Annotated in this window: 20 protein-coding genes and 1 riboswitch; of the genes, 9 read left to right on the top strand and 11 right to left on the bottom strand. The window is 72.9% G+C overall.

Annotated elements, in window-relative coordinates:
* Window positions 1-10 precede the first annotated feature (10 nt).
* From ACZ4IF_RS00730 to thiO, 3 genes are all read right to left on the bottom strand, one after another.
* Window positions 11-805, bottom strand: coding sequence for a thiazole synthase (locus ACZ4IF_RS00730; RefSeq protein ID WP_467558313.1), 795 nt, complete (start codon window positions 803-805; stop codon window positions 11-13).
* A gap of 3 nt (window positions 806-808) precedes the next feature.
* Complete coding sequence (gene thiS / locus ACZ4IF_RS00725; protein ID WP_359491333.1) at window positions 809-1,009, bottom strand: sulfur carrier protein ThiS; 201 nt, start codon at window positions 1,007-1,009, stop codon at window positions 809-811.
* Window positions 1,006-2,166 (bottom strand): glycine oxidase ThiO, encoded by a 1,161-nt coding sequence (thiO, locus tag ACZ4IF_RS00720; protein ID WP_467558310.1) that lies wholly within the window; start codon window positions 2,164-2,166, stop codon window positions 1,006-1,008. The genes thiS and thiO overlap by 4 nt, the downstream gene beginning before the upstream one ends.
* A riboswitch (TPP riboswitch) is annotated at window positions 2,164-2,276 on the bottom strand. Its footprint overlaps the gene before it by 3 nt.
* A 52-nt stretch (window positions 2,277-2,328) precedes the next feature.
* On the opposite strand from thiO, the gene ACZ4IF_RS00715 reads away from it, so the two are divergent.
* The 6 genes from ACZ4IF_RS00715 (at window position 2,329) to ACZ4IF_RS00690 (ending at window position 7,495) form a co-directional block, all read left to right on the top strand.
* On the top strand, window positions 2,329-2,733 hold the full coding sequence (locus ACZ4IF_RS00715; protein ID WP_467558308.1) for an avidin-fold protein: 405 nt from the start codon (window positions 2,329-2,331) through the stop codon (window positions 2,731-2,733).
* 28 nt (window positions 2,734-2,761) lie between these two features.
* Entirely contained in the window at window positions 2,762-3,988 is a 1,227-nt protein-coding gene (locus tag ACZ4IF_RS00710) for an NAD(P)/FAD-dependent oxidoreductase (protein ID WP_467558306.1), read from the top strand.
* A gap of 265 nt (window positions 3,989-4,253) precedes the next feature.
* The gene (locus tag ACZ4IF_RS00705) at window positions 4,254-4,619 is read left to right on the top strand and encodes an Rv2175c family DNA-binding protein (RefSeq protein WP_028803215.1); all 366 of its coding nucleotides are present in this window, start codon (window positions 4,254-4,256) and stop codon (window positions 4,617-4,619) included.
* A gap of 86 nt (window positions 4,620-4,705) precedes the next feature.
* Window positions 4,706-5,365 carry a thiamine phosphate synthase gene (thiE, locus tag ACZ4IF_RS00700; protein ID WP_467558304.1) on the top strand — a complete coding sequence of 220 codons (660 nt, stop codon included), beginning with the start codon at window positions 4,706-4,708 and terminating at the stop codon, window positions 5,363-5,365.
* A gap of 205 nt (window positions 5,366-5,570) precedes the next feature.
* On the top strand, window positions 5,571-6,494 hold the full coding sequence (metF, locus tag ACZ4IF_RS00695) for a methylenetetrahydrofolate reductase [NAD(P)H] (protein ID WP_467558302.1): 924 nt from the start codon (window positions 5,571-5,573) through the stop codon (window positions 6,492-6,494).
* A gap of 56 nt (window positions 6,495-6,550) precedes the next feature.
* Window positions 6,551-7,495 (top strand): SCO2102 family sporulation regulator, encoded by a 945-nt coding sequence (locus tag ACZ4IF_RS00690; protein WP_467558300.1) that lies wholly within the window; start codon window positions 6,551-6,553, stop codon window positions 7,493-7,495.
* A gap of 76 nt (window positions 7,496-7,571) precedes the next feature.
* Here the strand turns inward: ACZ4IF_RS00690 and ACZ4IF_RS00685 are convergent, their stop codons facing one another.
* The 5 genes from ACZ4IF_RS00685 to ACZ4IF_RS00665 all read right to left on the bottom strand — a co-directional run bounded on the left by ACZ4IF_RS00685 (window position 7,572) and on the right by ACZ4IF_RS00665 (window position 13,814).
* Window positions 7,572-9,065 carry a phytoene desaturase family protein gene (locus tag ACZ4IF_RS00685; protein ID WP_467558298.1) on the bottom strand — a complete coding sequence of 498 codons (1,494 nt, stop codon included), beginning with the start codon at window positions 9,063-9,065 and terminating at the stop codon, window positions 7,572-7,574.
* Between the two features lie 46 nt (window positions 9,066-9,111).
* On the bottom strand, window positions 9,112-9,726 hold the full coding sequence (locus ACZ4IF_RS00680; RefSeq protein ID WP_345643633.1) for a DUF4126 domain-containing protein: 615 nt from the start codon (window positions 9,724-9,726) through the stop codon (window positions 9,112-9,114).
* 377 nt (window positions 9,727-10,103) lie between these two features.
* Window positions 10,104-10,733 (bottom strand): TetR/AcrR family transcriptional regulator, encoded by a 630-nt coding sequence (locus ACZ4IF_RS00675; RefSeq protein ID WP_359491317.1) that lies wholly within the window; start codon window positions 10,731-10,733, stop codon window positions 10,104-10,106.
* Window positions 10,734-10,768: 35 nt separating this feature from the next.
* Complete coding sequence (locus ACZ4IF_RS00670) at window positions 10,769-12,853, bottom strand: YhgE/Pip family protein (protein WP_467558295.1); 2,085 nt, start codon at window positions 12,851-12,853, stop codon at window positions 10,769-10,771.
* On the bottom strand, window positions 12,825-13,814 hold the full coding sequence (locus tag ACZ4IF_RS00665; protein ID WP_467558293.1) for an ATP-binding cassette domain-containing protein: 990 nt from the start codon (window positions 13,812-13,814) through the stop codon (window positions 12,825-12,827). Before ACZ4IF_RS00665 ends, ACZ4IF_RS00670 begins: the two co-directional genes overlap by 29 nt.
* 166 nt (window positions 13,815-13,980) lie before the next feature.
* On the opposite strand from ACZ4IF_RS00665, the gene ACZ4IF_RS00660 reads away from it, so the two are divergent.
* From ACZ4IF_RS00660 to ACZ4IF_RS00650, 3 genes are all read left to right on the top strand, one after another.
* On the top strand, window positions 13,981-14,526 hold the full coding sequence (locus ACZ4IF_RS00660; protein ID WP_467558291.1) for an SAV_6107 family HEPN domain-containing protein: 546 nt from the start codon (window positions 13,981-13,983) through the stop codon (window positions 14,524-14,526).
* 186 nt (window positions 14,527-14,712) lie between these two features.
* Window positions 14,713-15,483: a methyltransferase gene (locus ACZ4IF_RS00655; protein WP_467558289.1), complete on the top strand. Its 771-nt coding sequence runs from the start codon at window positions 14,713-14,715 to the stop codon at window positions 15,481-15,483.
* Between the two features lie 276 nt (window positions 15,484-15,759).
* The gene (locus ACZ4IF_RS00650) at window positions 15,760-16,155 is read left to right on the top strand and encodes a DUF3040 domain-containing protein (protein WP_028803204.1); all 396 of its coding nucleotides are present in this window, start codon (window positions 15,760-15,762) and stop codon (window positions 16,153-16,155) included.
* 592 nt (window positions 16,156-16,747) lie between these two features.
* Here the strand turns inward: ACZ4IF_RS00650 and ACZ4IF_RS00645 are convergent.
* Genes ACZ4IF_RS00645 through ACZ4IF_RS00635 form a run of 3 tightly spaced genes read right to left on the bottom strand, consistent with a single transcriptional unit; the run spans window position 16,748 to window position 21,548 of the window.
* Window positions 16,748-19,150 (bottom strand): transglutaminase TgpA family protein, encoded by a 2,403-nt coding sequence (locus ACZ4IF_RS00645; RefSeq protein WP_467558288.1) that lies wholly within the window; start codon window positions 19,148-19,150, stop codon window positions 16,748-16,750.
* Window positions 19,147-20,511, bottom strand: coding sequence for a DUF58 domain-containing protein (locus ACZ4IF_RS00640; RefSeq protein ID WP_467558286.1), 1,365 nt, complete (start codon window positions 20,509-20,511; stop codon window positions 19,147-19,149). Before ACZ4IF_RS00640 ends, ACZ4IF_RS00645 begins: the two co-directional genes overlap by 4 nt.
* Window positions 20,511-21,548, bottom strand: a complete 1,038-nt coding sequence (locus tag ACZ4IF_RS00635; protein WP_359491306.1) for an AAA family ATPase — start codon at window positions 21,546-21,548, stop codon at window positions 20,511-20,513. Before ACZ4IF_RS00635 ends, ACZ4IF_RS00640 begins: the two co-directional genes overlap by 1 nt.
* Window positions 21,549-21,856: the final 308 nt, after the last annotated feature.

Below are 21,856 nucleotides of genomic sequence, written 5' to 3'. Positions count from 1 at the left end.
GGCCGTTCCGTCAGAAGGCCGGACGCTCGGGATCCAGTCGTGCCATGCCCTCCGTGGGGGACGACGCCTCGGCGAAGTGACGGCGCGGGATGCGGCCGGCGCGGAAGGCGAGGCGTCCCGCCTCCACCGCGTGCCGCATCCCCTCCGCCATCAGTACCGGCTCCTGCGCCCGCGTCACGGCCGAGGCGAGCATCACACCCGCGCACCCCAGCTCCATGGCGAGCGCCGCGTCGGATGCGGTCCCGGCGCCCGCGTCCAGGATGACCGGCACGCGCGCGTGCTCGGTGATCAACTGGAAGTTGTGCGGGTTGCGGATGCCGAGCCCGGAGCCGATCGGCGAGCCGAGCGGCATGATCGCCGCGCAGCCGACGTCCTCCAGCTTCCGCGCGAGCACGGGGTCGTCGTTCGTGTACGGGAGCACGGTGAACCCGTCGTCGACCAGGGTCTCGGCGGCGTCCAGCAGCTCGATCGGGTCGGGCAGCAGCGTGCGCTCGTCGGCGATGACCTCCAGCTTGACCAGGTTCGTGCCGAGCGCCTCGCGCGCGAGGCGGGCGGTCAGCACGGCCTCGCCCGCGGTGAAGCAGCCCGCCGTGTTCGGCAGCACGCGAATGCCGAGCCGGTCGAGGACGGACAGTACGGAGCCGTGCACGGACGCGTCCACACGCCGCATCGCGACCGTCGTCAGCTCCGTGCCGGACGCCACGAGCGAGCGCTCCAGGACGTCGAGGCTGGGCGCCCCGCCCGTCCCCATGATCAGCCGGGACGAGAAGGACGTACCACCGAGGACCAGGGGATCGTCGGCCATGGGTCAGCCTCCCTGGACGGCGGTGAGGACTTCGACGCGGTCTCCCTCGGCCAGCGCCGTGACCGGCCACTGCGTGCGCGGGACGACCGTTTCGTTGAGCGCGGCCGCCACCCCGGAGGGGGCGGCGGTGAGCGTGGCGACGAGCGCGTCGAGAGCGGTCCCCGCGGCGATGTGCCGCCGCTCGCCGTTGACGAAGATGTTCATGCGGGCTGCTCCGTGAGGGCGGCGGCGAAGCGCCGCGGGGTGAAGGGGCGGGCCTCGTCGGGAAGTTCGCCCGTGGTCAGGACGTGCGCCATGGCGTCACCGGTGACCGGGGTGAGCAGCACGCCGTTGCGGTAGTGGCCGGTGGCCAGCAGGAGGCCGTCCAGGCCCGTCGGGCCGATCAGCGGCGCGTTGTCCGGCGAGCCGGGGCGCAGCCCGGCGCGCGTCTCGGTGAGCGGCAGTTCGGTGATGCCGGGCACCAGCTCGTGCGCGTCGCGCAGCAGCTCGTACACACCGCCCGCGGTCACCGTGGTGTCCCAGCCCAGTTCCTCGCTGGTCGCGCCCACGACGAGCTCGCCGCTCTCCCGCGGCACCAGATAGACCTGGCTGCCCCGGACGACCGCCCGGACCGTGCGGCTGAGGAACGGCGCGTACCGCTTCGGCACCGTCAGCCGCAGCACCTGCCCCTTCACGGGACGCACGGGCGGCAGCACATCGTCGGGTACGCCCGCCAGGCGCCCGCTCAGGCTCCCCGCGGCGAGCACCACCTGGCCCGCGGACAGTTCGGTGCCGTCCGTGGTCACGGCTCCCACGGCCCTGCCGCCCTCGACCCGCAGGCGCTCCGCCCACGTGCGGTGGAACACCACGTCGGCCCGCTCGCAGGCCGCGACCAGGGCGGCGGCGAGCCGGCGGGGGTCGATCTGGTGGTCGCCGTCGACCCGCAGGCCGCCGCGCACGCCGGGTGCGAGCATCGGCTCCAGACGGCGGCACTCACGGCCGCTCAGCCACTCCGACTCCAGCCCCGACCGGCGTTGCAGGGCGTGCAGTTCGCGCAGATGGGCGCGGTCGTCGGCGTCCAGGGCGACAGCCAGCGTGCCGCATCGGCGGTATCCCAGTTCCTGGCCCGTCGCCTCGGTGAGTTCGGCGGCGAAGTCCGGGTAACGGCGCGCCGAGGCCAGGTTGAGGCCCAGCAGGGTCTGTTCGCCGTAGTGCAGTTCGGTGACGGCGGCCAGCATTCCGGCCGCGACCTGGGCGGCCCCGCCGCCGGGCTCGGGGTCCACGACCGCGGTGGCCAGCCCGCGTTGCGCGGCCCGCCAGGCCGTGACCAGGCCGATGATCCCGCCCCCGATGACGAGGACGTCGGGCGTTCGTGACGACATGGGCGTCCAGCCCCTCCCTTCGCCGGCATGACCCGGATCAGGTTCGTACGGTCGGAGGCCGCCCAGCCTCCCTCTCAGCCCGGTGCGTCCGGGCTCCCGCGAGTGCTTTACGTTGGCCAGCGTAGCCCGCCGTCACATCTCTCAGTAAGGGAGCCTCCGCCCATGGCCCGATCGCTCGACGGTGTCGTCCTCGCCCCTGTCGCCGACCAGGAGCCGGGGCAGGTGGGCACCCGCACCCGGTTCGTCTACCACGAGAGGGCCGGGGAGATCTGGGCCGAGTACGCGGGCGGCGATGTGGTACGCGGCCACCTCGTGGGTACCCGTGAAGGTGACCGTCTCGACTTCCGGTACGTGCAGCTGGGGCGTGCCGGCCGCACCTCGTCGGGCCACTGCGTCTCCCGCGTGGTGGAGCTGCCCGACGGGCGGCTGCGCCTGGAGGAGACCTGGGAGTGGGAGTCACAGGCGGGCAGCGGGACGAGCACGGTGGAGGAGGTCGCCCGGGTGGAGTATTCGCCGGCGGCGGACGAGCAGGTGTGGAACAGCTCACTGAGCACGTCCGCTGACTGACGAATTGTCAGGTGTCTATGGTGATCAGGTGAGCGAGCAGACGCAGGCGCAGGAGCGTACGAAGCGGCGGGTCGTCGTCGTGGGCGCGGGCATGGCCGGTGTCCAGACCGCGGTCGCCCTGCGCGAACAGGGCTTCACCGGCACCGTCACCCTCATCGGCGCGGAGCCTCATCAGCCGTACGACCGGCCGCCGCTGTCCAAGGCCGTGCTGCTCGGCAAGTCCGAGGGTTCGGCCTTCGACGTCGACTTCGAGGCGCTGGACATCGAGCTCCAGCTCGGCTGCGAGGCGCTCGGCGTCCGCCCGGCCGACCACGAACTGGACACCGAGGCGGGGCCGGTCCGGTACGACGTCCTGGTCATCGCGACCGGCGCGGAACCGATCCGGCTGCCCGGCGCCGAAGGGGTGCCCGGCGTCCATTTGCTGCGCACCCTGGACGACGCGGAACGGCTGCGTCCCGTCCTCGCCCGGCAGCACGACATCGTGGTCGTCGGGGCCGGCTGGATCGGCGCCGAGTTCGCCACGGCGGCGCGCGAGGCCGGCTGCACGGTGACCGTGGTCGAGGCCGCCGACCGCCCCCTCGCCGGGGCGCTGCCCGCCGAGGTGGCCGCGCCGATGACCGCCTGGTACGCGGACAGCGGGGCCGAGCTGCGCACCCACGCGCGCGTGGAGCGTGTCGAGCCCGGTGCCGTGGTGCTGGACGACGGCTCCCGGGTGCCCGCGGGCGCCGTGGTCGTCGGTGTCGGCGCCCGCCCGGCCACCGCGTGGCTGGCCGGCTCCGGTATCGAGCTGGGCGCCCATCGCGAGATCGTGGCCGACGACCACCTGCGCACCTCCCAGCCGGACGTCTACGCGGTCGGAGACTGTGCCTCCTTCCCGTCGGGCCGGTACGAGGACCGCCTCCTGGTCCACCACTGGGACAACGCCCTCCAGGGCCCGCGCACCGTCGCCGCGAACATCATCGGCGAGGCCCCCGCCGCCTACGACCCGGTCCCGTACTTCTGGTCCGAGCAGTTCGGCCGCTTCGTCCAGTACGTCGGGCACCACGCCCCCGCCGACACGACCGTCTGGCGCGGCGACCCGTCCGGCGCCGCGTGGACGGTCTGCTGGCTCCGCGACACCCGCCTGGTGGCCCTCCTGGCGGTGGGCCGCCCGAGGGATCTCGCCCAGGGCCGCAGGCTGATCGAGGCGGGCGCCGAGATGAGTCCGGAACTCCTGGCGGATCCGGCGAGGCCCCTGAAGTCGGCGATCGCCTAGCCGGGCGGCAGTACCGGGGGCCGGCGGAGGCGCCGGGACGAGGCACGGGGGGCGGAGGCCTTGGGGCACGGCGGCGTGCGTCGGCCTTCCGGCGGAGTGGCCGGACCCGGGGCGACACCCGGCGCGCGGCGGGTCACCGGGGGTGCCGCGGGCGCGGGAACCCGGGGCCGAACGGCGTGCGCGGAGCCCCGGCGGAGCCGGACGCGGCGCGCGCCCGGACGGTGCCCGGGTACCGAGTGTCAGTCCGGGATGGCAGGCTTGTCCCGTGACCGAGATTGACGCAAAGATCGATGCTCTCGTCCCCGCCTGGCTCACCCTCCCCGACATCGCCGAACAGCTCGGCGTCGAGGTGACCCGCGTGCGGCAGCTGGTCAAGGAGGGCCAGCTGATCGCCGTACGCCGTGGTGAGAACCGCGCGCTGCACGTCCCCGCCGCCTTCATCGACGGGGACAAAGTGGTCAAGGGCCTGTCCGGCACTCTGACACTGCTGCGGGACGACGGCTTCACCGACGAAGAGATGCTGGAGTGGCTCTTCACTCCCGACCCGACCCTGCCCGGTACCCCCGCGCAGGCCCTGAGCGAGAATCGCGGCACGGAGGTGAAGCGCCGCGCCCAGGCGCTCGCCGTCTGACCTGAACCGACCGTCCGGCGTACGGACCGCGGACCGCCAGCCCCTGGCTCCGTGGTCCGTACGCACCGACCACGGGGGACACACGCATGCCCGAGAACGCCGCGACCACCGTGCGCGCCCAGCTCGCCGACGCCCGTCTCTATCTCTGCACGGACGCCCGCAAGCGCCAGGGCGACCTCGCCGAGTTCCTCGACGCGGCCCTGGCGGGCGGCGTCGACATCGTGCAGCTGCGCGACAAGGGCATGGAGGCAGCCGAGGAACTGGATCACCTCCAGGTCTTCGCGGAGGCCTGCGCCCGGCACGGCAAGCTCCTCGCGGTCAACGACCGGGCCGATGTGGCCCACGCCGCCCGTGCCGACGTGCTCCACCTGGGGCAGGGCGACCTCCCGGTCCCGGCTGCCCGCGCCGTCCTCGGCGACGACGTGCTGATAGGCCGTTCCACGCACGCCGAGTCCGAGGCCGCTGCCGCCGCCGTCCAGGACGGCGTGGACTACTTCTGCACCGGCCCCTGCTGGCCGACGCCCACCAAGCCCGGCCGCCACGCACCCGGCCTCGACCTGGTCAGGTACACGGCGGCGCTGGGCACCGACCGCCCCTGGTTCGCCATCGGCGGCATCGACCTCGGCAATCTCGACGAGGTGCTCGACGCGGGCGCTCGCCGGGTCGTCGTGGTCCGGGCGATCACCGAGGCGGACGACCCGGGCGCGGCGGCGGGCGAGTTCGCGAAGCGGCTGCGCGGCGCGTAGGCGCGAGCGTCCGGCAGAGCTTCGTCCGCTGTTGCGGCACCGCCGAAACGCCGTGTTGCCTTCCGGCCGTGCCGGGGAGCCGTCCCGCGTCCTGTTCGTGGCACGGTCCGCGGGATCTGTCCGAGGGGTGGACAAGAAAACGACAGATCGGACAATTTGCGCCGGTCCGGTTGGGGGACCGGCGCCCCCTGGCTAACCTGCCGGTATGGCCCTCGGATCTGCCTCCACCAGGACTGATCGCGCACGCACCGTGCGCGACATGCTCGCGACCGGCAAGGCGACGTACTCGTTCGAGTTCTCCGCGCCGAAGACTCCCAAGGGCGAGCGGAACCTGTGGAACGCGCTCCGCCGGGTCGAGGCCGTCGCGCCCGACTTCGTCTCCGTGACCTACGGGGCGGGCGGCTCCACGCGTGCGGGCACCGTCAAGGAGACCCAGCAGATCGTCGTCGACACGACGCTCACCCCGGTCGCCCACCTCACCGCCGTCAACCACTCCGTCGCCGAACTGCGCAACATCATCGGCCAGTACGCCGACGCCGGGATCCGCAACATGCTCGCCGTGCGGGGCGACCCGCCGGGCGACCCCATGGGGGAGTGGGTGCCGCACCCCAAGGGCCTGACCTACGCGGCCGAACTCGTCCGGCTCATCAAGGAGTCGGGTGACTTCTGCGTCGGCGTCGCGGCCTTCCCGGAGATGCACCCGCGGTCCAGCGACTGGGACCTGGACGTCGGCCACTTCGTCGACAAGTGCCGCGCCGGCGCCGACTACGCCATCACGCAGATGTTCTTCCACCCGGAGTCGTACCTGCGCCTGCGCGACCGCGTGGCCGTCGCGGGCTGCGCGACACCGGTCATTCCCGAGGTCATGCCGGTCACGAGTGTGAAGATGCTGGAGCGGCTCCCGAAGCTCAGCAACGCCGTATTCCCGGACGCCCTGAAAGAGCGGATCCTCACAGCCAAAGACGATCCGGCGGCTGTACGCTCCATTGGCATCGAGTTCGCAACGGAGTTCTGCGCGAGGCTGCTGTCCGAGGGAGTCCCCGGACTGCACTTCATTACGCTGAACAACTCCACGGCGACGCTGGAAATCTACGAGAATCTGGGTCTGCACCACCCACAGCAGGCCTAGACCGGTCGCACCCGCGTACGACACACTGCGTAGCGGCCACTGGGAGAGGGGCGTACATGGGCTGGACGGTCCTCTATTTCGCGTTCGGAGTGGTCGCGCTGTGGCTGCTCGGCGAGGTCCTGCTGCAGTACAAGGCGCGACTGCGTTACCGCCTGCTCGCCTTCGTCGGCTTCCTCGGTGTCGTCCTCGGCGTGCTGATGCCCTCGGTGGTGGTCATCGGGCTGGGCGCGGCCGCCTTCGCGGTCGGCCAGACCTACGTCACGCTGTCGTTCCGCCGCGGCTTCGCCCAGGGCTGGGCCCTCAACGGCCGTTCCGGGTCGGGCAGGCCCAGCAAGCGCCGTCGTGGCGAGCCGGAGTACCAGGACCCGACGCTCGAGGTCTCCGACCTCGAGGCCGCCGACGGCGCGGCCTACGCACACGGTGACGACTACGCCGCCGACGACGACGTCTTCTCGCCGGGTCAGTCCGACCGGTTCGCGCCGACGGGGGCGAACGAGCCCTCGGCCGCCGAGGCCACCGCCGTGTACGAGCCGCAGCCCCTGCCCGAGGACACCGGCTCCTACGGCATCTACAACGACAGCGCGTACGCCGCGGCCACCGACCAGTCCTATGGTGCCGTCCCCCAGTCCCAGGACCAGCAGGCCTACGCCTACGACTACTCGGGCTACAACCAGCAGCAGTACTCCTACGACAACGGCCAGCAGCAGTACGCCGCGTACTCCGACCCGTACATCGGCACGCAGACCTACGGCGGTGCCGGGTACGACACCACGTACGGCGGGCAGCAGCAGTACCCGCAGCAGGGGTACGGCCAGGACCAGTACGCCGGCACCGGCACCTACGGCGGCGAGACCCCGGCGGGAGGCGTCTGGGTGCCGCAGCAGCGCAGCACCGACGACCCGTACGGCGGCGAACTCCCGCCCGAGCAGCCGTATCCCTACCAGGGCGACGGCAACGGCACGGGCTCCGGCAACGGGTACGACGAGCAGTACCGGTACTGACCGCGGCCGGTGCCGCCCGTCCGCACCGGCTCCCGGACCGTCCGGTCCCGGTCCCCCGACCGGCCGCCGGGACCGCTCACTGCGACCCGCGGAACTCCGGTCCCTCCACGATCAGCCCGGCGACCAACGCCCCCGACATGCCGGCATGCGGAAGACCGCCGCCGGGGTGCGCCCAGCCGCCCGCCGCGAACAGACCGGGCATGCGCGTGCCGTTCGACGGGTGCAGCAGCCGGCCGTCCGCGGCGGCGAGCGCCGGGGCCGGAACCGCGCCGCCTTCCGCGCCCGTCTCGTCCGCGATGTCCGCCGGGGTGCGGACCTCGTGCCACAGGAGCCGCTCGCGCAGGCCGGGCAGCGCGCGCCCGGCGACGCCGATAACCCGCTCCACGTCCGACTCGGAGACCGGGAAGCCCGACGGCACGGTGACCGACAGGGTCACCGCCTCGTGCTCCGCGTCCGGGGCCGTCGCCGGGTCGTCGGGACGCGTGACCACGACGGTGGGCGAGGCCGGCAGCCCCGGGCGCTCGCCGAACAGGCGGTCCAACTCGTCGTCACGGTCGGCCGAGTGGACCACCGTCCGGTGCGCCACCCGCTCGGGCCGTCCGCCGCGCAGTGCCAGCAGCACGGTCAGCCTGCTCGGTGCCCCGCTCTGCGGCGGGACGTCGCCGTCCCCCCGGACCGCCGCCTGCGGGACGAGGGCCCGCAGCACACCGGGCGCCACGCCCGCGACCACGAAGTCGGCCTCTTCCACGGCACCGGCCGCGAGCTCCACACCGGCTGCCCGGCCGTCCTTCTCGACGATCCGTGCGACGTCCGCCCCGAAGCGGAACTCGACCTTGCGGGCGAGGCACCGCTCGTACACCGCGCGGGCCAGTTCCCGCAGGCCGCCGCGGACGTACCAGGTGCCGAAGGCGTGCTCCATGTAGGGCAGCACGGCGGCGCTCGCCGGCGCCACGCGCGGATCGAGCCCGTACGCCAGGGCGTGGCTCTCCAGCAGGGCCGCGAGGCGCGGTTCACGCAGCTCCCAGGCGCCGACCTCGGCGAGGGTGGCGGCCCGGCGGGTGCGCAGCAGCTTCTTGTGCGGCACCGAGGGATAGGGCTCCTGCTCGGCGAGCACCGGCCAGTTGGGCCACAGCGGCTCCTCCAGGAGCGGTCTGCGCGTGCGGTCCCACGCCTCGCGCGCCCGCACCAGGAAGTCGCCCCAGCGCCCGCCCGTGCCCGCCCCTAGCGTTTCGTCCAGCGCGGAGACGACCCCCGCGCGGGAGGCGTTCGGCAGGGACACCTCCGTGCCGTCCGCGAAGAGGTGCCGGGCCGAGGGGTCGACCTGGACCAGGTCGACGCACTCCTCCAGCGGCTGCTTCCCCGTCTTGACGAACAGGTCGCGGTGGACCGCGGGCAGCGGGAGCAGCGCCGGGCCGGTGTCGAACGTGAAGCCGTCGCGCTCGACGCGGCGCAGCGCACCGCCGTACGTCGCCGTGCGCTCGTACACCACCACCCGGTGGCCCGCGACGGCCAGCCGGGCAGCGGCCGCCATCGCGCCCATCCCGGCGCCGATCACCGCAATTCGTGCCATGCCAGGGACTTTATCGGCCGCCTCCGACAGTCCCGCCCGCGGGCGCTCAGTCGGGGGGCCGCTCGACCCGCGCCGCGAGCCGTCTCTCCTCCCGCCGCTGGGCGCGGCGCCGCAGGAACCGGCGGATCCGCGAGACGAGGAAGAACAGCACGACCAGTCCGGCCACGAGCAGGACGGCCGCGATGATCGCCGCCGCCAGCGGGTGGAACATCGCGAACGTGACGATCGTGCCGACCCCGAGGTCCTCGGCCAGGCTGATGACCATGTTGCTGAGGGGTTCCGGGGAGGTGTTCACCGCCATCCGGGTGCCGGCCTTGACCGTGTGGCTGGCCAGCGCGGTCGAACCGCCGATCAGGCCCGCCACCACGTCCGAGAGCGAGCCGCTCTGCCCCGCGAGCAGCGCGCCGATCCAGGCGCCGGCGACCGGTCGCACCACCGTGTGCACCGAGTCCCACGCCGAGTCCACGTACGGGATCTTGTCGGCGACGGCCTCGCACAGGAACAGCGCGCCCGCCACCGCGAGCACCTCGGGGCGCTGCATCGACTCGGGGACGTCGTCGGTGAGACCGGTCGCGCCGAAGACGCCCAGGAGCAGCACCACCGCGTACGCGTTGATGCCGCTGGCCCAGCCGCTGGTGAAGACCAGGGGGAGTACCGACACGGACGCGATCGTAACCAGCGGCGGACGGTACGGCCTGGGCATGAGTGCGTACGACTGAGTACACGTACTCAGTGAGTGAGATGAGTACGCGCGCGGATGGGGCCCGACCAGCGCGAACGAGAGAGTGGAGACACGGAAAGGGGCGCGGTTCCGGTACCGCCGACACGGGGCGGCGGAACGGCTCTCGCGCCCTTGGCCGCTCCTTCCGCCGACCCGGTCGGCGGGAGTGAGGCACGGGGGACCCGGGGGACGACCGGAGCGGGGCCCGACGGGGGAGCACGGGGGAGTACGGCGAGGCGCCGGTTCGATCGGCCCGCGGGGGACGCGGCCGAACGGACCGGCGCTCTCGCCTGTCCGGCTCCCTCGCGCTCCCGCCCTCAGCGCCCGCCGCTCACGCGTCCCTGGAGCAGCCGGGACAGCGCCGCGTGTACGTCGTCCAGCGAGCGCTCCGGCTGGAAGGCCTGCCAGTCCAGAGCGGCCACGAGGACCATGCCGACCAGTGCCGCCGCCGTCAGCGGGATGTCGATCTCCTCGCTGAGCTCGCCGCCCGCCACGCCCTCGCGCAGGACGTTCTCGACGACCGCCACGGCCTCCTGCCTGACCACCATCAAGGTGGACTGCCAGGCACGGTTCGTGCGCCACAGCTCCGCCACGTACAGCTGGGTGAAGGCCGGATACCGGTCGATGAAGACGAGCCCCGCGCGGATCATCGCGTCCAGCGCGTCGACCTTGCTGCCGCCGTCGCGCGCGGTCTTCTCGGCCGCCTCCCGCAAGGAGGCGGTGAGCAGGCCCACGCCGTGCCGCAGCAACTCCTCGAAGAGGACCGACTTGCTCGCGAAGTTGTAGTAGACCGTGCCCTTGGCGACCCCCGCGCGCTCGGCGATCTCGTCCACCGTGGTGGCGGAGAAGCCCTGTTCGGCGATCAGGGTGACGGCGGCCTCGTAGAGCTTCTGACGGGTCGCCTCGCGACGGCCGCCGCCGCCCGCCGTGGTGCTGCTGCTTTCCATGGCCCCGATTGTCACAGGACCGGTGGCGGGCGTGGTCACAGGCTCAGCTCCGGGTGCAGCCGGTCGAGGGTCCACACCTGCTTGCGGCGTGCCGACAGGGCGGTGAGCGCGAGGGCGCCCGCGGTGAACGCCACCAGGACGGCGCACGCCTGCCAGACGGGACCCAGGCCCCCGCCGGTGATGAGCCTCCTGAGGGCCTCGACGACGTAGCTCATCGGCAGGAAGGGATGGATCGCACTGAAGAAGCGCGGGCTGGTCTGGACGGGGTACGTGCCGCCCGCCGACGTCAACTGGAGCATCAGGAAGGCGAGGACGAGGATCCGTCCCGCCGCGCCGAAGCGCGCGTTCAGCCACTGGACGAGCGCGGCGAAACACGCCGTCACGAGGAACAGGAAGCCCACCGTCCCGGCCGCCCGTGCCATCTCCAGGCCGATCGCCCAGTGCAGCACGGACATCAGGGCCGCCGTCTGGAGCACTCCCACCGCGGCCACCGGGAGCCAGCCCGCCAGCGCGACGCGCCAGGCCGAGGCCCCCACCGCGAGCGCGCGCCGGTTCAGCGGCGGGATCAGCATGTAGGCGACCATCGCGCCCACCCAGAGGGACAGCGGGATGAAGTACGGAGCGAAGCCGGTGCCGTAGTTGGGTGCCCTGTGCAGGTCCTGGGAGGCGAGCCGCACCGGGTCCGCCATGACCTGGGTGCGCCGGTCGCGGTCGGACCTGTCGTAGTCCGGGATCTGCTCGGCGCCGTCGTGCAGCCCGCCGGCGAGCTTGCCGGAGCCGCCGACGAGCTTGTAGATGCCCCCGTCGAGGTCGCTCGCGCCCGTCTTCAGCGCCCCCACGCCCGTGTCGAGATCGCGTGCCCCGGCCTTCGCCGTGCCGAGTCCGGTGTGCAGCCGCTTGGCACCCTTGGCGACCTTCGCGGCACCCTCGTTGAGCTTGTTGATCTTGGACACGGCGTCGGTCAGGTCCTCGGAGAGGTGCGGCGACCGGTCGGCGAGCGCCTGCGCCTGCTTCTCCAGGGTGGCCAGGTTCTTGTCGAGCTTGTCGAGATCGCCGTCCTGGTCGTCGATCAGCGTGTTCAGGTCGTCGGCCACCTGGGCCACGTCCGCCGCGGCCGTCTTGGCCTTCTTCAGGTCGCCGCACGCGAGGTCCGGGACGACCGGCGTCTCGCAGCGCGCCTTGTAGACGGCCTCCAGCGCGGTGGAGGCCGCGTGCGCCCCCTTGGCCGCGGCCGGGGCCCGTTCCACGAGGTCGTCGAGGTTGTGGCGGATGCCGGACGCGGAGTCGGCGACGAGCTGGGCCGTGTCGCCGATCGACTTCTCGTTGTCCTTCAGGAACGGCCCCACCTTGCCGGCGACCCCGTTGACCCGGTCGGCCAGTGTCTGCGTGCCGTCCGCGACCTGCCGCGACCCGTCCTCCAGGTCGCCCGCGCCCTTGTCGAGCTTCTTCAGGCCGCCGGACAGCTTCCCGCTGCCCTTCTTGGCCTCCGCGAGACCGTCCGCGAGGTCCTTGGAGCCCTTCTTCGCCTTGCCGATCCCGCCCTTGAGCCGGTCGGCCCCGTCGGCGGCCTTCTTCGTCGCCCCGTGGATGTCCGAGAAGGAGATGAAGATCTTGTCCAGGAACGACCGTGACGCCTTGGTGGACGCGGCGGTGCGCACCTCGCTGAACACGGTCCGGGAGATCTGCCCGACGATGTAGTTGTTCGCGTCGTTGGTCCGCACCTGGAGCGCGCCCGTCTCGGGCGACGCGCCGGAACTGGAGGCGATGCGCTCACTGAAGTCGTCCGGCATCGTCAGGGACAGGTAGTACGTGCCGTCCTCGACGCCCCGGCGGGCCTCGGAGGCGCTCACCTCGTGCCATTCGAAGGTGTCGCTGTCGCGCAGCCCCTTGGTGATGTCGTCGCCCGCCGTGACCTTCCTGCCCGCGGCCGTCGCCCCCTTGTCGTCGTTCACGAGCGCCACGGGGATGCGGTCCAGGCGGCCGTACGGGTCCCAGAACGACCACAGGTAGAGGGCGCCGTACAGGAGAGGCAGCAGGAGGAGGGCCACCAGCGCGGCCCGGGGGAGCTTGCCGCGTCCGAAGCGCCGGAGCTCAAGGGCGGCCAGTTTCGGCGAGCGCATCGGCCGTCTCCTCGTCGTCGGGGGTGTTCTTGCCGGGGGCGCTGTCGCCGGTGGCCGGGGTGCTCTCGGTGGGACTGCCGTCCCCGGCGGCGGTGCCGGTGGCGGTGACGTCGGGGCGGGCGGTGGTGCCCGTGGGCGTGGTGGCGTCCACGGGCTCGGCGGCGTCCCCGGCGATGGTGGCGTCCGCGTCCGTGGGACCGTCCTCGGCGGCCGACTCCTGCCCGCCGTGCGGTCGCGTCGAGACGACGACGGCACCGTCAGGAGCCTCGCTGCACACGGCCACCACGGTGGTGCCCGAATCGGCGATCGACCTCAACAGGGCCCACACCTCGGCACGTTCGGAGTCCGAGAGCTTGAGATCGGTGTCGTCGACGCCGAGCAGGCGGGGGCGGCCGATCAGGGCCAGCGCTATCGACAGGCGCAGGGATTCGAGCCGCTCCAGGTCGCGCACGGCGGTCCGGGAGCCCTTGGGCAGCGACTCCCGGTCGAGGCCGGCGGCGGCCAGCGCGGTGTCGATGCGCAGCTTCGCCTCGGCCGCCCTCCCGTCGGTGCGCGCCCGTCCACCGGCGGGGCGCGCCCCCTTGGACCACGATCGCAGCAACCCGCGCAGAGGGCCGCCGAACCGCCGCTCCAGCAGCGCCCGTTCGCGCAGGTGCTCCCCTACGGTGAGCGCCGGGTCCAGGTCGGTGACACCGGGCACGTGCGCGAGCCCGCTCGTGCGGCGCACGGCGGCCATCTGCTTCGGCAGTCTCGACGAACCCACGCGGGCCGTCCCCTCGGTGGGCCTCATCCGGCCCGTGAGCGCGAGCAGCAGGCAGGTGCGGCCGGAGCCCGAGGGTCCCTCGATCGCGATCAGCGAGCCGGGCTCCGCGTCGACGCGGAGCCCGCCGAACACCCGGCCGCGCGGTCCTTCGAGCCCGAAGTCCTCGGCCGTGACGCCCAGTCCGTGTGGACCGTCCACAGCTTCCCCATCCCTGGAACTACTTTTGAACTGACTGGTCAGTGTAAAAAGTAGCCCGAACCTTCGATCGAAGCAAAAGCCCTGGTCAGAACGGATTGTCAGTGGCATACCTCACGATGGGCACATACGGCCACAGTGCCGTCACACAGACGACAGGAGGTTCGTCATGGCCAGCTCTTCCGCAGCCGCCGCCCGCCGGCGCCGCGCCACCGGCCCTGCCCCCTCACTGACCGGCCCGGCGAGCGACGTGCACCCGGTGCTGCGCCGGGCCACGGCCCCGCCCGCTGCCCTCGATCTGCTCGCCCAGGCCCGCGCCGGACTCGACGAGGCGACCGCGCTGGAAACGCCCAACGAGCGCTATGCGACGGCCCACTTGGCCGCGCTGCGCACCGCTGCCGCCGTCCTCGCCGCACGGGGACGCCCGGAGACCACCCCTCGGCGCAGGGCGCGCATCCGCAGCGCCTGGGAGGTACTCCCCGAGATCGCGCCCGAACTGACCGAGTGGAGCGCGCTGTTCGCCTCCGGCGCCACCCGCCGCGCCCGCGCCGAGGCGGGCATCCAGGGTGCCGCCACCACCCGCGACGCCGACGATCTGATACGCGACGTCGCGATGTTCCTGCGCCTCGTCGAGCGCATGCTCGTCCTGCAACCCGTCCTGCCCCGGCCCCGGCAGCAGAGGGAGGAGGACGGCGAGGTCCCGGACGCGGGCTGACCCGCACCGCGGCCACGCCCCGCGACCGGCATGTGGCGGCACCGCCCTGGTGATCCGCCGCGTGAGACGGAGGATCGGCGACACCCGCGGAGGCAATAGGGTGGAGGCGCCTGCGACCTCCCCGCCGGGAGGACCCCGATCGCTCCGCCGCGCAAGAGGCGGTGCCGCGCCGAGGAGTCAACTGCCGTGCCGGACCCGATGCGCCCCCGCGCTTCTCTCCGTACCGCCGTGGTCTGGGAGGTCCTCAAGGACGCCCTCGACCGCCGGGTCAAGGCCACCGGGCGGGAGTCCCTCGACGTGCTCGACACCGGCGGCGGCAGCGGCAATTTCGCGGTGCCCGTGGCCCGCCTCGGCCACCGCGTCACCGTCGTCGACCCGAGCCCGAACGCGCTGTTCGCGCTGGAGCGCCGGGCCGCCGAGGCCGGTGTCGCCGACCGGGTGCAGGGGGTCCAGGGCGACGCGCACGGCCTCTTCGACGTGGTCGGCCGCGGTGGATACGACGTCGTGCTGTGTCACGGGGTCCTGGAGTACGTGGACGACCCCGCCGAGGGCGTGCGCAACGTGGTGGACGCGCTGCGTCCCGAGGGCGTCCTCAGCCTCCTCGCCGCGGGCCTGGGCGGAGCCGTGCTGGCCCGCGCCCTCGCCGGTCACTTCAAGGAGGCCAAGCAGGCGCTCGAGGACCCGGACGGACGCTGGGGCGAGGGCGACCCCGTACCGCACCGCTTCACCGCCGAGCAGCTCACCGCGCTGGTCGAGGGTGCGGGCCTGCGGGTCGGAGCCGTGCACGGTGTGCGGGTGTTCGCGGACCTGGTGCCGGGTGTCCTCGTGGACACCGAGCCGGGTGCGCTGGAGGCCCTGCTGAAGCTGGAGGCGGCGGCCGCGGAACTCGCCGCGTTCCACTCCGTGGCCACACAGCTCCATGTGCTCGGTGAGGCGCGAGGGGCCTCCGAGAGCTGAGCGCCCTCCTGTGACGCAGCCCTGATCAGGGGCTTGGCGGCAGATGGAGTACGCCACAGACCCCCCGATCGGGTGCTCGGCGCCGTATGATCGAGGGAGACCGTCCGGCATGACGGACCGTTCGCTGGGGAATGCACGCCTCAGCGAATCGGGGTGCCATGGCGGGTTCCGGTTGGCGAATTGGCGTAGAGGGGCGGGTTTCACGGGGGCGATTCCCTGCCTATCCTGAAGGGGACCCCCGGGTCGCCCCGGCGACTGCACGATGAGGAGGACTCCGTGCCGCTCTCGGAGCACGAGCAGCGAATGCTCGAGCAGATGGAGCGAGCGCTGTACGCCGAAGATCCCAAGTTCGCGACAGCGCTTGAGGGAAGCGGGCTGCGTACGTACACCCGGCGACGGGTCTACCAGGCGGTCGCGGGCTTCCTGGTGGGTATCGCGCTCCTCATGGCCGGAATGGTCGCTCAGCTGATCTGGGTAAGCGTGGTCGGCTTCCTCGTGATGCTGGGGTGCGCGGTGCTTGCCGTCACCGGTTGGCGCAAGGCCCCCAAGCCGGGCGAACAGTCGGCGGCCACGGGTTCACCCGCTGCCCGCCGCCAGGGTCGGCAGCGCCGCTCCATGATGGATCGCATCGAACAACGCTGGCAGCGTCGCCGCGACGAGCAGGGTCATTGACCCTTCGGGCGGACAAGCAGACATCGCGTGAGGGGGTGTCCACCGACGAGGTGGACACCCCCTCACGCACGCCCTGAGACCCGGGGCGGCGGACTCCACCACGACCGGTACCCCCGCCCGGCCGCCCCGACCTGCCCACGTGCGGAAGTACGACCGAGAACTTCGCAACTCGGGAGCCCCGGCCTCGCGGCCCGGCGACCCCTGGATGTGCGGTGTGCATGCGCCACGCGTCCCCGGTGGCCACGCGTCCCGGGTGAGATGCCCGGTGGACGTCGTCCGAACGTCCTGCGCCGGCCCCGCGCGGACGACGTGGCGATACTTGCCCGCCCCGCCCCGCCCCGCCCCGCGTGGCAGACACGGCGGCACTGCCCGCCCAGGGCGGCAGACGCCGTCCGTACCTCCCGCGCCCGTCCCCCCTCGGCACACGCGGCGGTACTGCCCGCCCTGCCCGGCAGATGTCGTCCCGCGCCCATGCCGCCCGCCGCCCCCACCGATCCGGCGAGGCGTCCTCGGCCCGTCGCAGCCCGATACGTGTGTGGGCCCCGCTCCCGACGAGGAGAGCGGGGCCACACACGTATCGGGCTGCCGAGCGTCAGCCGCTCTGCCCGGAGGGACGGCCCGGCAGACGGCGCAGCACCGTCTCCCGGCGGCCCGCGAGACCGGCCCTGAGGGCCGACCAGCGGGCCGAGAAGGCCCAGGCGACCCGGACCGCCGAGCGGGGCGCGAGGAGAGCGCGGAGCCGGGCCGGACGGCTCGCGGAGGCGCCGAAGGCGTCAGCGATGAGGCGCGCGTCGTTCCCCAGGCCGGCAGCCGGACGAGGACGGGGCGCGTAGAGGACCTGCTCCACGGCCGCCGCCAGCCGGTGCACCGATTCCGAGGCCTCCTGGTCGAGGCTCCCGAGACGGACGATGCGCGCGGCCGCCTTGCGCGGGGTCTGCGAATCGTCCGGCGCGATCCCGTAGTCCCACGCCGTATCGGTGACCTCCTGCCAGGCACCCAGCGTGAAGGCTGCCGCGTCCGCCTCCGTGCGGCCGTGCCCGCCGAGCCGCACGGCCCGTAGGCGTAGTCGCCAGAACATCGGCAGCAGCGGCACACCCAGGATCAGGAGCCCGGCCAGCGTCAGCCCGAGGATCTTGAACCAGGGCCAGTTGTCCTCGTGGGACCCCACCGCCGCGAGCGACGACTCGCTGGGGCAGGCCTCCAGCTTCCGCTGCTGGGCCGAGCAGCTCTCGCTCGCCGAGGGCGCGCTGGAGGGCGCCGCGGACGACGACAGCGTCGGCTTCGGGACGGCCGGAACGTCGGTGCCGGGTGTGTCCGCCTGGGTGTACTCCGGGACCGTGCCACGGTTCGGCGTCGGCTCGAAGCGGGTCCAGCCGACGCCCTCGAAGTACAGCTCGGGCCAGGCGTGTGCGTCGCGCAGCCCGACCGACATCGAGCCGTTCGCCTGCGGGGAGCCGGGCGTGAAGCCCACCGCCACGCGGGCCGGTATGCCGAGGGTCCTGGCCATCGCGGCCATCGCGAAGGAGAAGTGGACGCAGAAGCCCTCCTTGTCCTTCAGGAAGCGGGCGATCGCGGCGGACCCCGTGCCGACCTGCACCTGGGTGTCGTAGCGGAAATTGCCGCTGACGGCGAAGTAGTCCTGGAGCTTGACCGCCTGCTCGTAGTGGTTCGTCGAGCCCTCGGTGACCTGTCGGGCGGTCCTCGCCACCACGGCGGGCAGCGAATCGGGAACCCGGGTGAACTCGCGCTTCAAGGCGCCCGGTGGCTCCGGCGCGTCGGCGAGCTGCTCCGCCGTCGGCTGCACGACCAGACTCGTGACCTGATACTGCACGCCCCGGGTGTTCTGCCCGTGGTCCCCGACGAGGGTGCGGCCCACGGGCTCGTACCGCCAGCGGCCGCTGATGTCGACCTTGGTGGCGGGGTACGGCATGGGCAGCCAGTCCTGCGCGTACCAGTCGGCGGCCGAGATGCGGGTCTGGATCGAGGCCCGCCGGATGTCGCTGCCGAGACCGATCGGCGTCGAGAAGGTGTCGGGCACGTCCTCGATGTGGCGCTGGGCGGGCTTCCAGGCCGTGCCGTCGAAATCGTCCAGGGAGACGATCCGCAGATACAGGTCCTGGGTGTCCTCGGTGTTGGTGCGGTAGGACAGGACCTGGCGGTCCTGGTCCACGTTCAGGCTGTCGCGGAGGGAGACCAGGGGGTTGACGGCGGAGATCGTGCCGCCGCCACCGGTGCCCGTGCCCACACCCGTCCCCGCGGCGTCCAGCAGACCGCCGTCCAGGGCCGGCAGGCCGAGCGGCACCACCAGGGCGATGCCCAGCGCCACCGCGCCGATGCGGCGGCCGGTGCGGACGGGCGCGACGGCGCCGCTCGCGGAGTCGGGGCCCGGCACCCGGGGCGCCCCGCCGAAGACGCGCCCCCACTGCGAGAGCCGGTCACGGCCCTCGGCGAGCAGCAGCATCAGATAACCCGCGGCCGCCAGGACGAACCACAGCCACGCGGCACCGCCGCCGGCGAGGCCCGCGGCGACCGAGTACAGCGCGAGCAGCGGAAGCCCTGCCGGTGCCGCGCTGCGATAGGTCACGGCGAGGGCGTCGACCGCGAGCCCGATCACCAGGACGCCGCCGACCAGCATCAGCCGGATGCCGTCGGACAGCGGCGCCGGGATCGAATACCGGCTGACGTCGTCGCTGCCCGCCTGGAGCAGGTCGCCGAAGTGCCGGAAGACCTCGGGCCCCGGGACGATCCCGGCGAGGGCCTCCTGCCGGGCGAAGGCCAGGGTCAGCAGTGCCAGCGTCACCAGTGCCTGCACCGCTACGGTCAGCGGCCGGGCCAGCGGGACCCGCCGGGTCAGCGCGCCCACCGCGGTCTGCACCGCCAGCAGGAACGCCGCCTGGAAGATCCAGGTCGCCGGGTCGACCAGCGGCAACAGGGCGCAGGAGGCCATCAGCGTGGCCGCGGCCGCGCACAGTGCCAGTCGCGCTCGCCCGCTCATGAGTCACCACCCCCCGCAGTACTCCCCGTCGACGCCACGTGCGTGCGCTGACGGTCCGCCTCCCGCCACAGGTCGGCCAGTCGGGCGCCGCGCGGCACGGTCACCGCGGTCCAGCCCGCCTCGCGCAGCATCCGCAGTCGGTCCTCACCCCTGTCCAACGGCCCGGCCACATCGGTCGGTTCCCGCCCCCAGGACTCGCTGTCCAGCAGGAAGGCGACCGCCCCGCCGCTGCGCTGGCGCATCCTGCCGAGCACGTCGGCCTGTTCCTCGTCCAGATCGCCGAGGAAGGCGATCAGCAGTCCTTCGTTCCCCCCGCGCAGCACGTCGTAGGCGCGGGACAGGCCCGTGCCGTCCGAGTGGTCGATGACCGCGAGGGTGTCCATCATCATCCCGGCCGCGTCCGCCGACTCCTGGCTGGCGCCCGCGAAACCGTCGGCGCCCTCGCCGGGCACCGAGCTGCCGGTGTCGGTCAACAGCCTCACCGAAAAGCCCCGTTCGAGCATGTGGACCAGGGCGGAGGCGGTGCCGGAGACGGCCCACTCGAAGGCCGAGTCGGGGCCCGCGCCCTGGAAGGCGACGCCGCGGGTGTCGAGCAGCACCGTGCAACGGGAGCGCTGGGGCTGCTCCTCACGACGGACCATCAACTCGCCGTAGCGCGCGGTCAGCCGCCAGTGCACCCGGCGCAGATCGTCGCCGTAGCGATAGCCGCGCGGGATGATGTCGTCCTCGCCCGCGAGGGCCAGCGAGCGCTGCCGTCCGTCGCCGTACCCCTTCGCCTCACCGGTCAGGCGGACCGACGGCAGAGCCTCCACGCGCGGGATGACCGTCAGGGTGTCGTACGTCGAGAAGGAGCGGGTCAGCTCGCACATCCCGAACGGGTCCGTGAGCCGCAGTTGCAGCGGACCCAGCGGATAGCGGCCACGAAGGTCCGAGCGCACGCGGTAGGACACCTCGCGGCGGCCCCCCGCCTCCACCCGGTCCAGGACGAACCGGGGCCGCGGCCCGAGCACGTACGGCACCCGGTCCTGGAGCATCAGCAGTCCGGTGGGCAGCCGCGAGACGTTGTCCATCCGGAGATGGACCCGGGCCTCGGAACCCGCGGGCACCCGGCCGGGGGAGAGCCGGCGGCTTCCCGCGACGCGGTAGCGGGTGCGGTACAGCACGGTGGCGCACACCAGCGGGAGGACCGCGAGGAGCAGTCCGACCCGGAGCAGATCGCTCTGCCCCAGGACGTACGCGCAGATCGCGGCGGCGACCCCGGCGGCCAGGAAGGAGCGTCCGCGGGTCGTGAGCCCGGCGAGCGCCGTGCGCAGCCCGCCCTTGTCCTCCTCGGCGGCGGGCCCCGTCCCCCCTTGCGTCATCACAGCCTCCGCGGCGGCTGCTGGCCGTAGGCGGGCGCACCCCGGCCCATCGTGAAGCCGGCCTGCTGCTGGGGAGCCGCGGGCACGGGGGTGCGCTGCAGGATCTCCAGGACGACCTGCTCGGAGGTGCGGCGGTTCAACTGCGCCTGGGCCGTGGGCAGCAGGCGGTGGGCCAGGACCGCCACGGCGAGCGCCTGGACGTCGTCCGGAAGCGCGAACTCCCGGCCGCTCAGAGCGGCGGACGCCTTCGCCGCGCGCAGCAGGTGCAGCGTGGCACGCGGCGAGGCGCCGAGTCTGAGGTCCGGGTGCGTACGCGTGGCCGCGACCAGGTCCACGGCGTACCGTCGCACCGAGTCGGCGACGTGGACGGCGCGGACCGCGTCGATCAGCTTCACGATCTCGTGCGCGTGGGCGACCGGCTGGAGGTCGTCCAACGGGTTCACCCCGCCGTGGATGTCGAGCATCTGCAGCTCGGCGTCCGCGCTGGGGTAGCCGATGGAGACGCGGGCCATGAAGCGGTCGCGCTGGGCCTCGGGCAGCGGATACGTGCCCTCCATCTCGACCGGGTTCTGCGTCGCCACCACCATGAAGGGGCTGGGCAGTTCGTAGGTCTGGCCGTCGATGGTGACCTGCCGCTCCTCCATCGACTCCAGGAGCGCGGACTGCGTCTTGGGCGAGGCGCGGTTGATCTCGTCGCCGATCACGATCTGCGCGAAGATCGCTCCGGGCTTGAACTCGAAGTCCCGGCGCTGCTGGTCCCAGATGGACACACCCGTGATGTCCGAGGGCAGCAGGTCGGGCGTGAACTGGATACGCCTGACCGAGCAGTCGATGGACCGCGCCAGCGCCTTGGCGAGCATGGTCTTGCCGACGCCCGGGACATCCTCGATGAGGAGATGCCCCTCGGCGAGCAGTACGGTCAGCGAAAGCCGTACGACCTCAGGCTTGCCCTCGATCACTCCTTCCACCGAACTGCGGACGCGCTCCACAGTGGCGGTCAGATCCGTAAGGCTCGCTCGATCGTCATAGGTCGTCACCCGGCCCTCCTCGGCCCGTTCTCGGGCCGACGCCCTGTGCGGACCGGCCCACCCCGAAACACGGACACCACGCGTGAAAAGTTCCGCGTGACGCCACACCCGCATTCTTGTTGCCGTTACCGGTTCGTGTCACTCGCCTGTGGATAACTGGCCGCGATATGTCAGGTCTTGCGGCTCTTTGGGCTCCGGGGAGGCGGGGTGTTTCCGTGCGGAGAGCGTCCCACGGGCCGCCGGCGGACGGCGACCCGGGTCAGGACGTGGGCCGGGCGAGGCGAAGCCGGCGAACCGGGTCCCGGCGCGGCCGGGAC

The organism is Streptomyces sp. NPDC025784, assembly GCF_055558435.1.
Note: the sequence above shows the minus strand (reverse complement) of the source record. Positions and strands in the feature narration are given on the sequence as shown.

What these genes read in the sequence shown, in the direction of transcription:
- ACZ4IF_RS00730 (WP_467558313.1), bottom strand. Translation starts at nt 805, where the DNA reads ATGGCCGACGATCCCCTGGTCCTCGGTGGTACGTCCTTCTCGTCCCGG.
- thiS (WP_359491333.1), bottom strand. Translation starts at nt 1,009, where the DNA reads ATGAACATCTTCGTCAACGGCGAGCGGCGGCACATCGCCGCGGGGACC.
- thiO (WP_467558310.1), bottom strand. Translation starts at nt 2,166, where the DNA reads ATGTCGTCACGAACGCCCGACGTCCTCGTCATCGGGGGCGGGATCATC.
- ACZ4IF_RS00715 (WP_467558308.1), top strand. Translation starts at nt 2,329, where the DNA reads ATGGCCCGATCGCTCGACGGTGTCGTCCTCGCCCCTGTCGCCGACCAG.
- thiE (WP_467558304.1), top strand. Translation starts at nt 4,706, where the DNA reads ATGCCCGAGAACGCCGCGACCACCGTGCGCGCCCAGCTCGCCGACGCC.
- metF (WP_467558302.1), top strand. Translation starts at nt 5,571, where the DNA reads ATGGCCCTCGGATCTGCCTCCACCAGGACTGATCGCGCACGCACCGTG.
- ACZ4IF_RS00690 (WP_467558300.1), top strand. Translation starts at nt 6,551, where the DNA reads ATGGGCTGGACGGTCCTCTATTTCGCGTTCGGAGTGGTCGCGCTGTGG.
- ACZ4IF_RS00685 (WP_467558298.1), bottom strand. Translation starts at nt 9,065, where the DNA reads ATGGCACGAATTGCGGTGATCGGCGCCGGGATGGGCGCGATGGCGGCC.
- ACZ4IF_RS00675 (WP_359491317.1), bottom strand. Translation starts at nt 10,733, where the DNA reads ATGGAAAGCAGCAGCACCACGGCGGGCGGCGGCGGCCGTCGCGAGGCG.
- ACZ4IF_RS00670 (WP_467558295.1), bottom strand. Translation starts at nt 12,853, where the DNA reads ATGCGCTCGCCGAAACTGGCCGCCCTTGAGCTCCGGCGCTTCGGACGC.
- ACZ4IF_RS00660 (WP_467558291.1), top strand. Translation starts at nt 13,981, where the DNA reads ATGGCCAGCTCTTCCGCAGCCGCCGCCCGCCGGCGCCGCGCCACCGGC.
- ACZ4IF_RS00645 (WP_467558288.1), bottom strand. Translation starts at nt 19,150, where the DNA reads ATGAGCGGGCGAGCGCGACTGGCACTGTGCGCGGCCGCGGCCACGCTG.
- ACZ4IF_RS00640 (WP_467558286.1), bottom strand. Translation starts at nt 20,511, where the DNA reads ATGACGCAAGGGGGGACGGGGCCCGCCGCCGAGGAGGACAAGGGCGGG.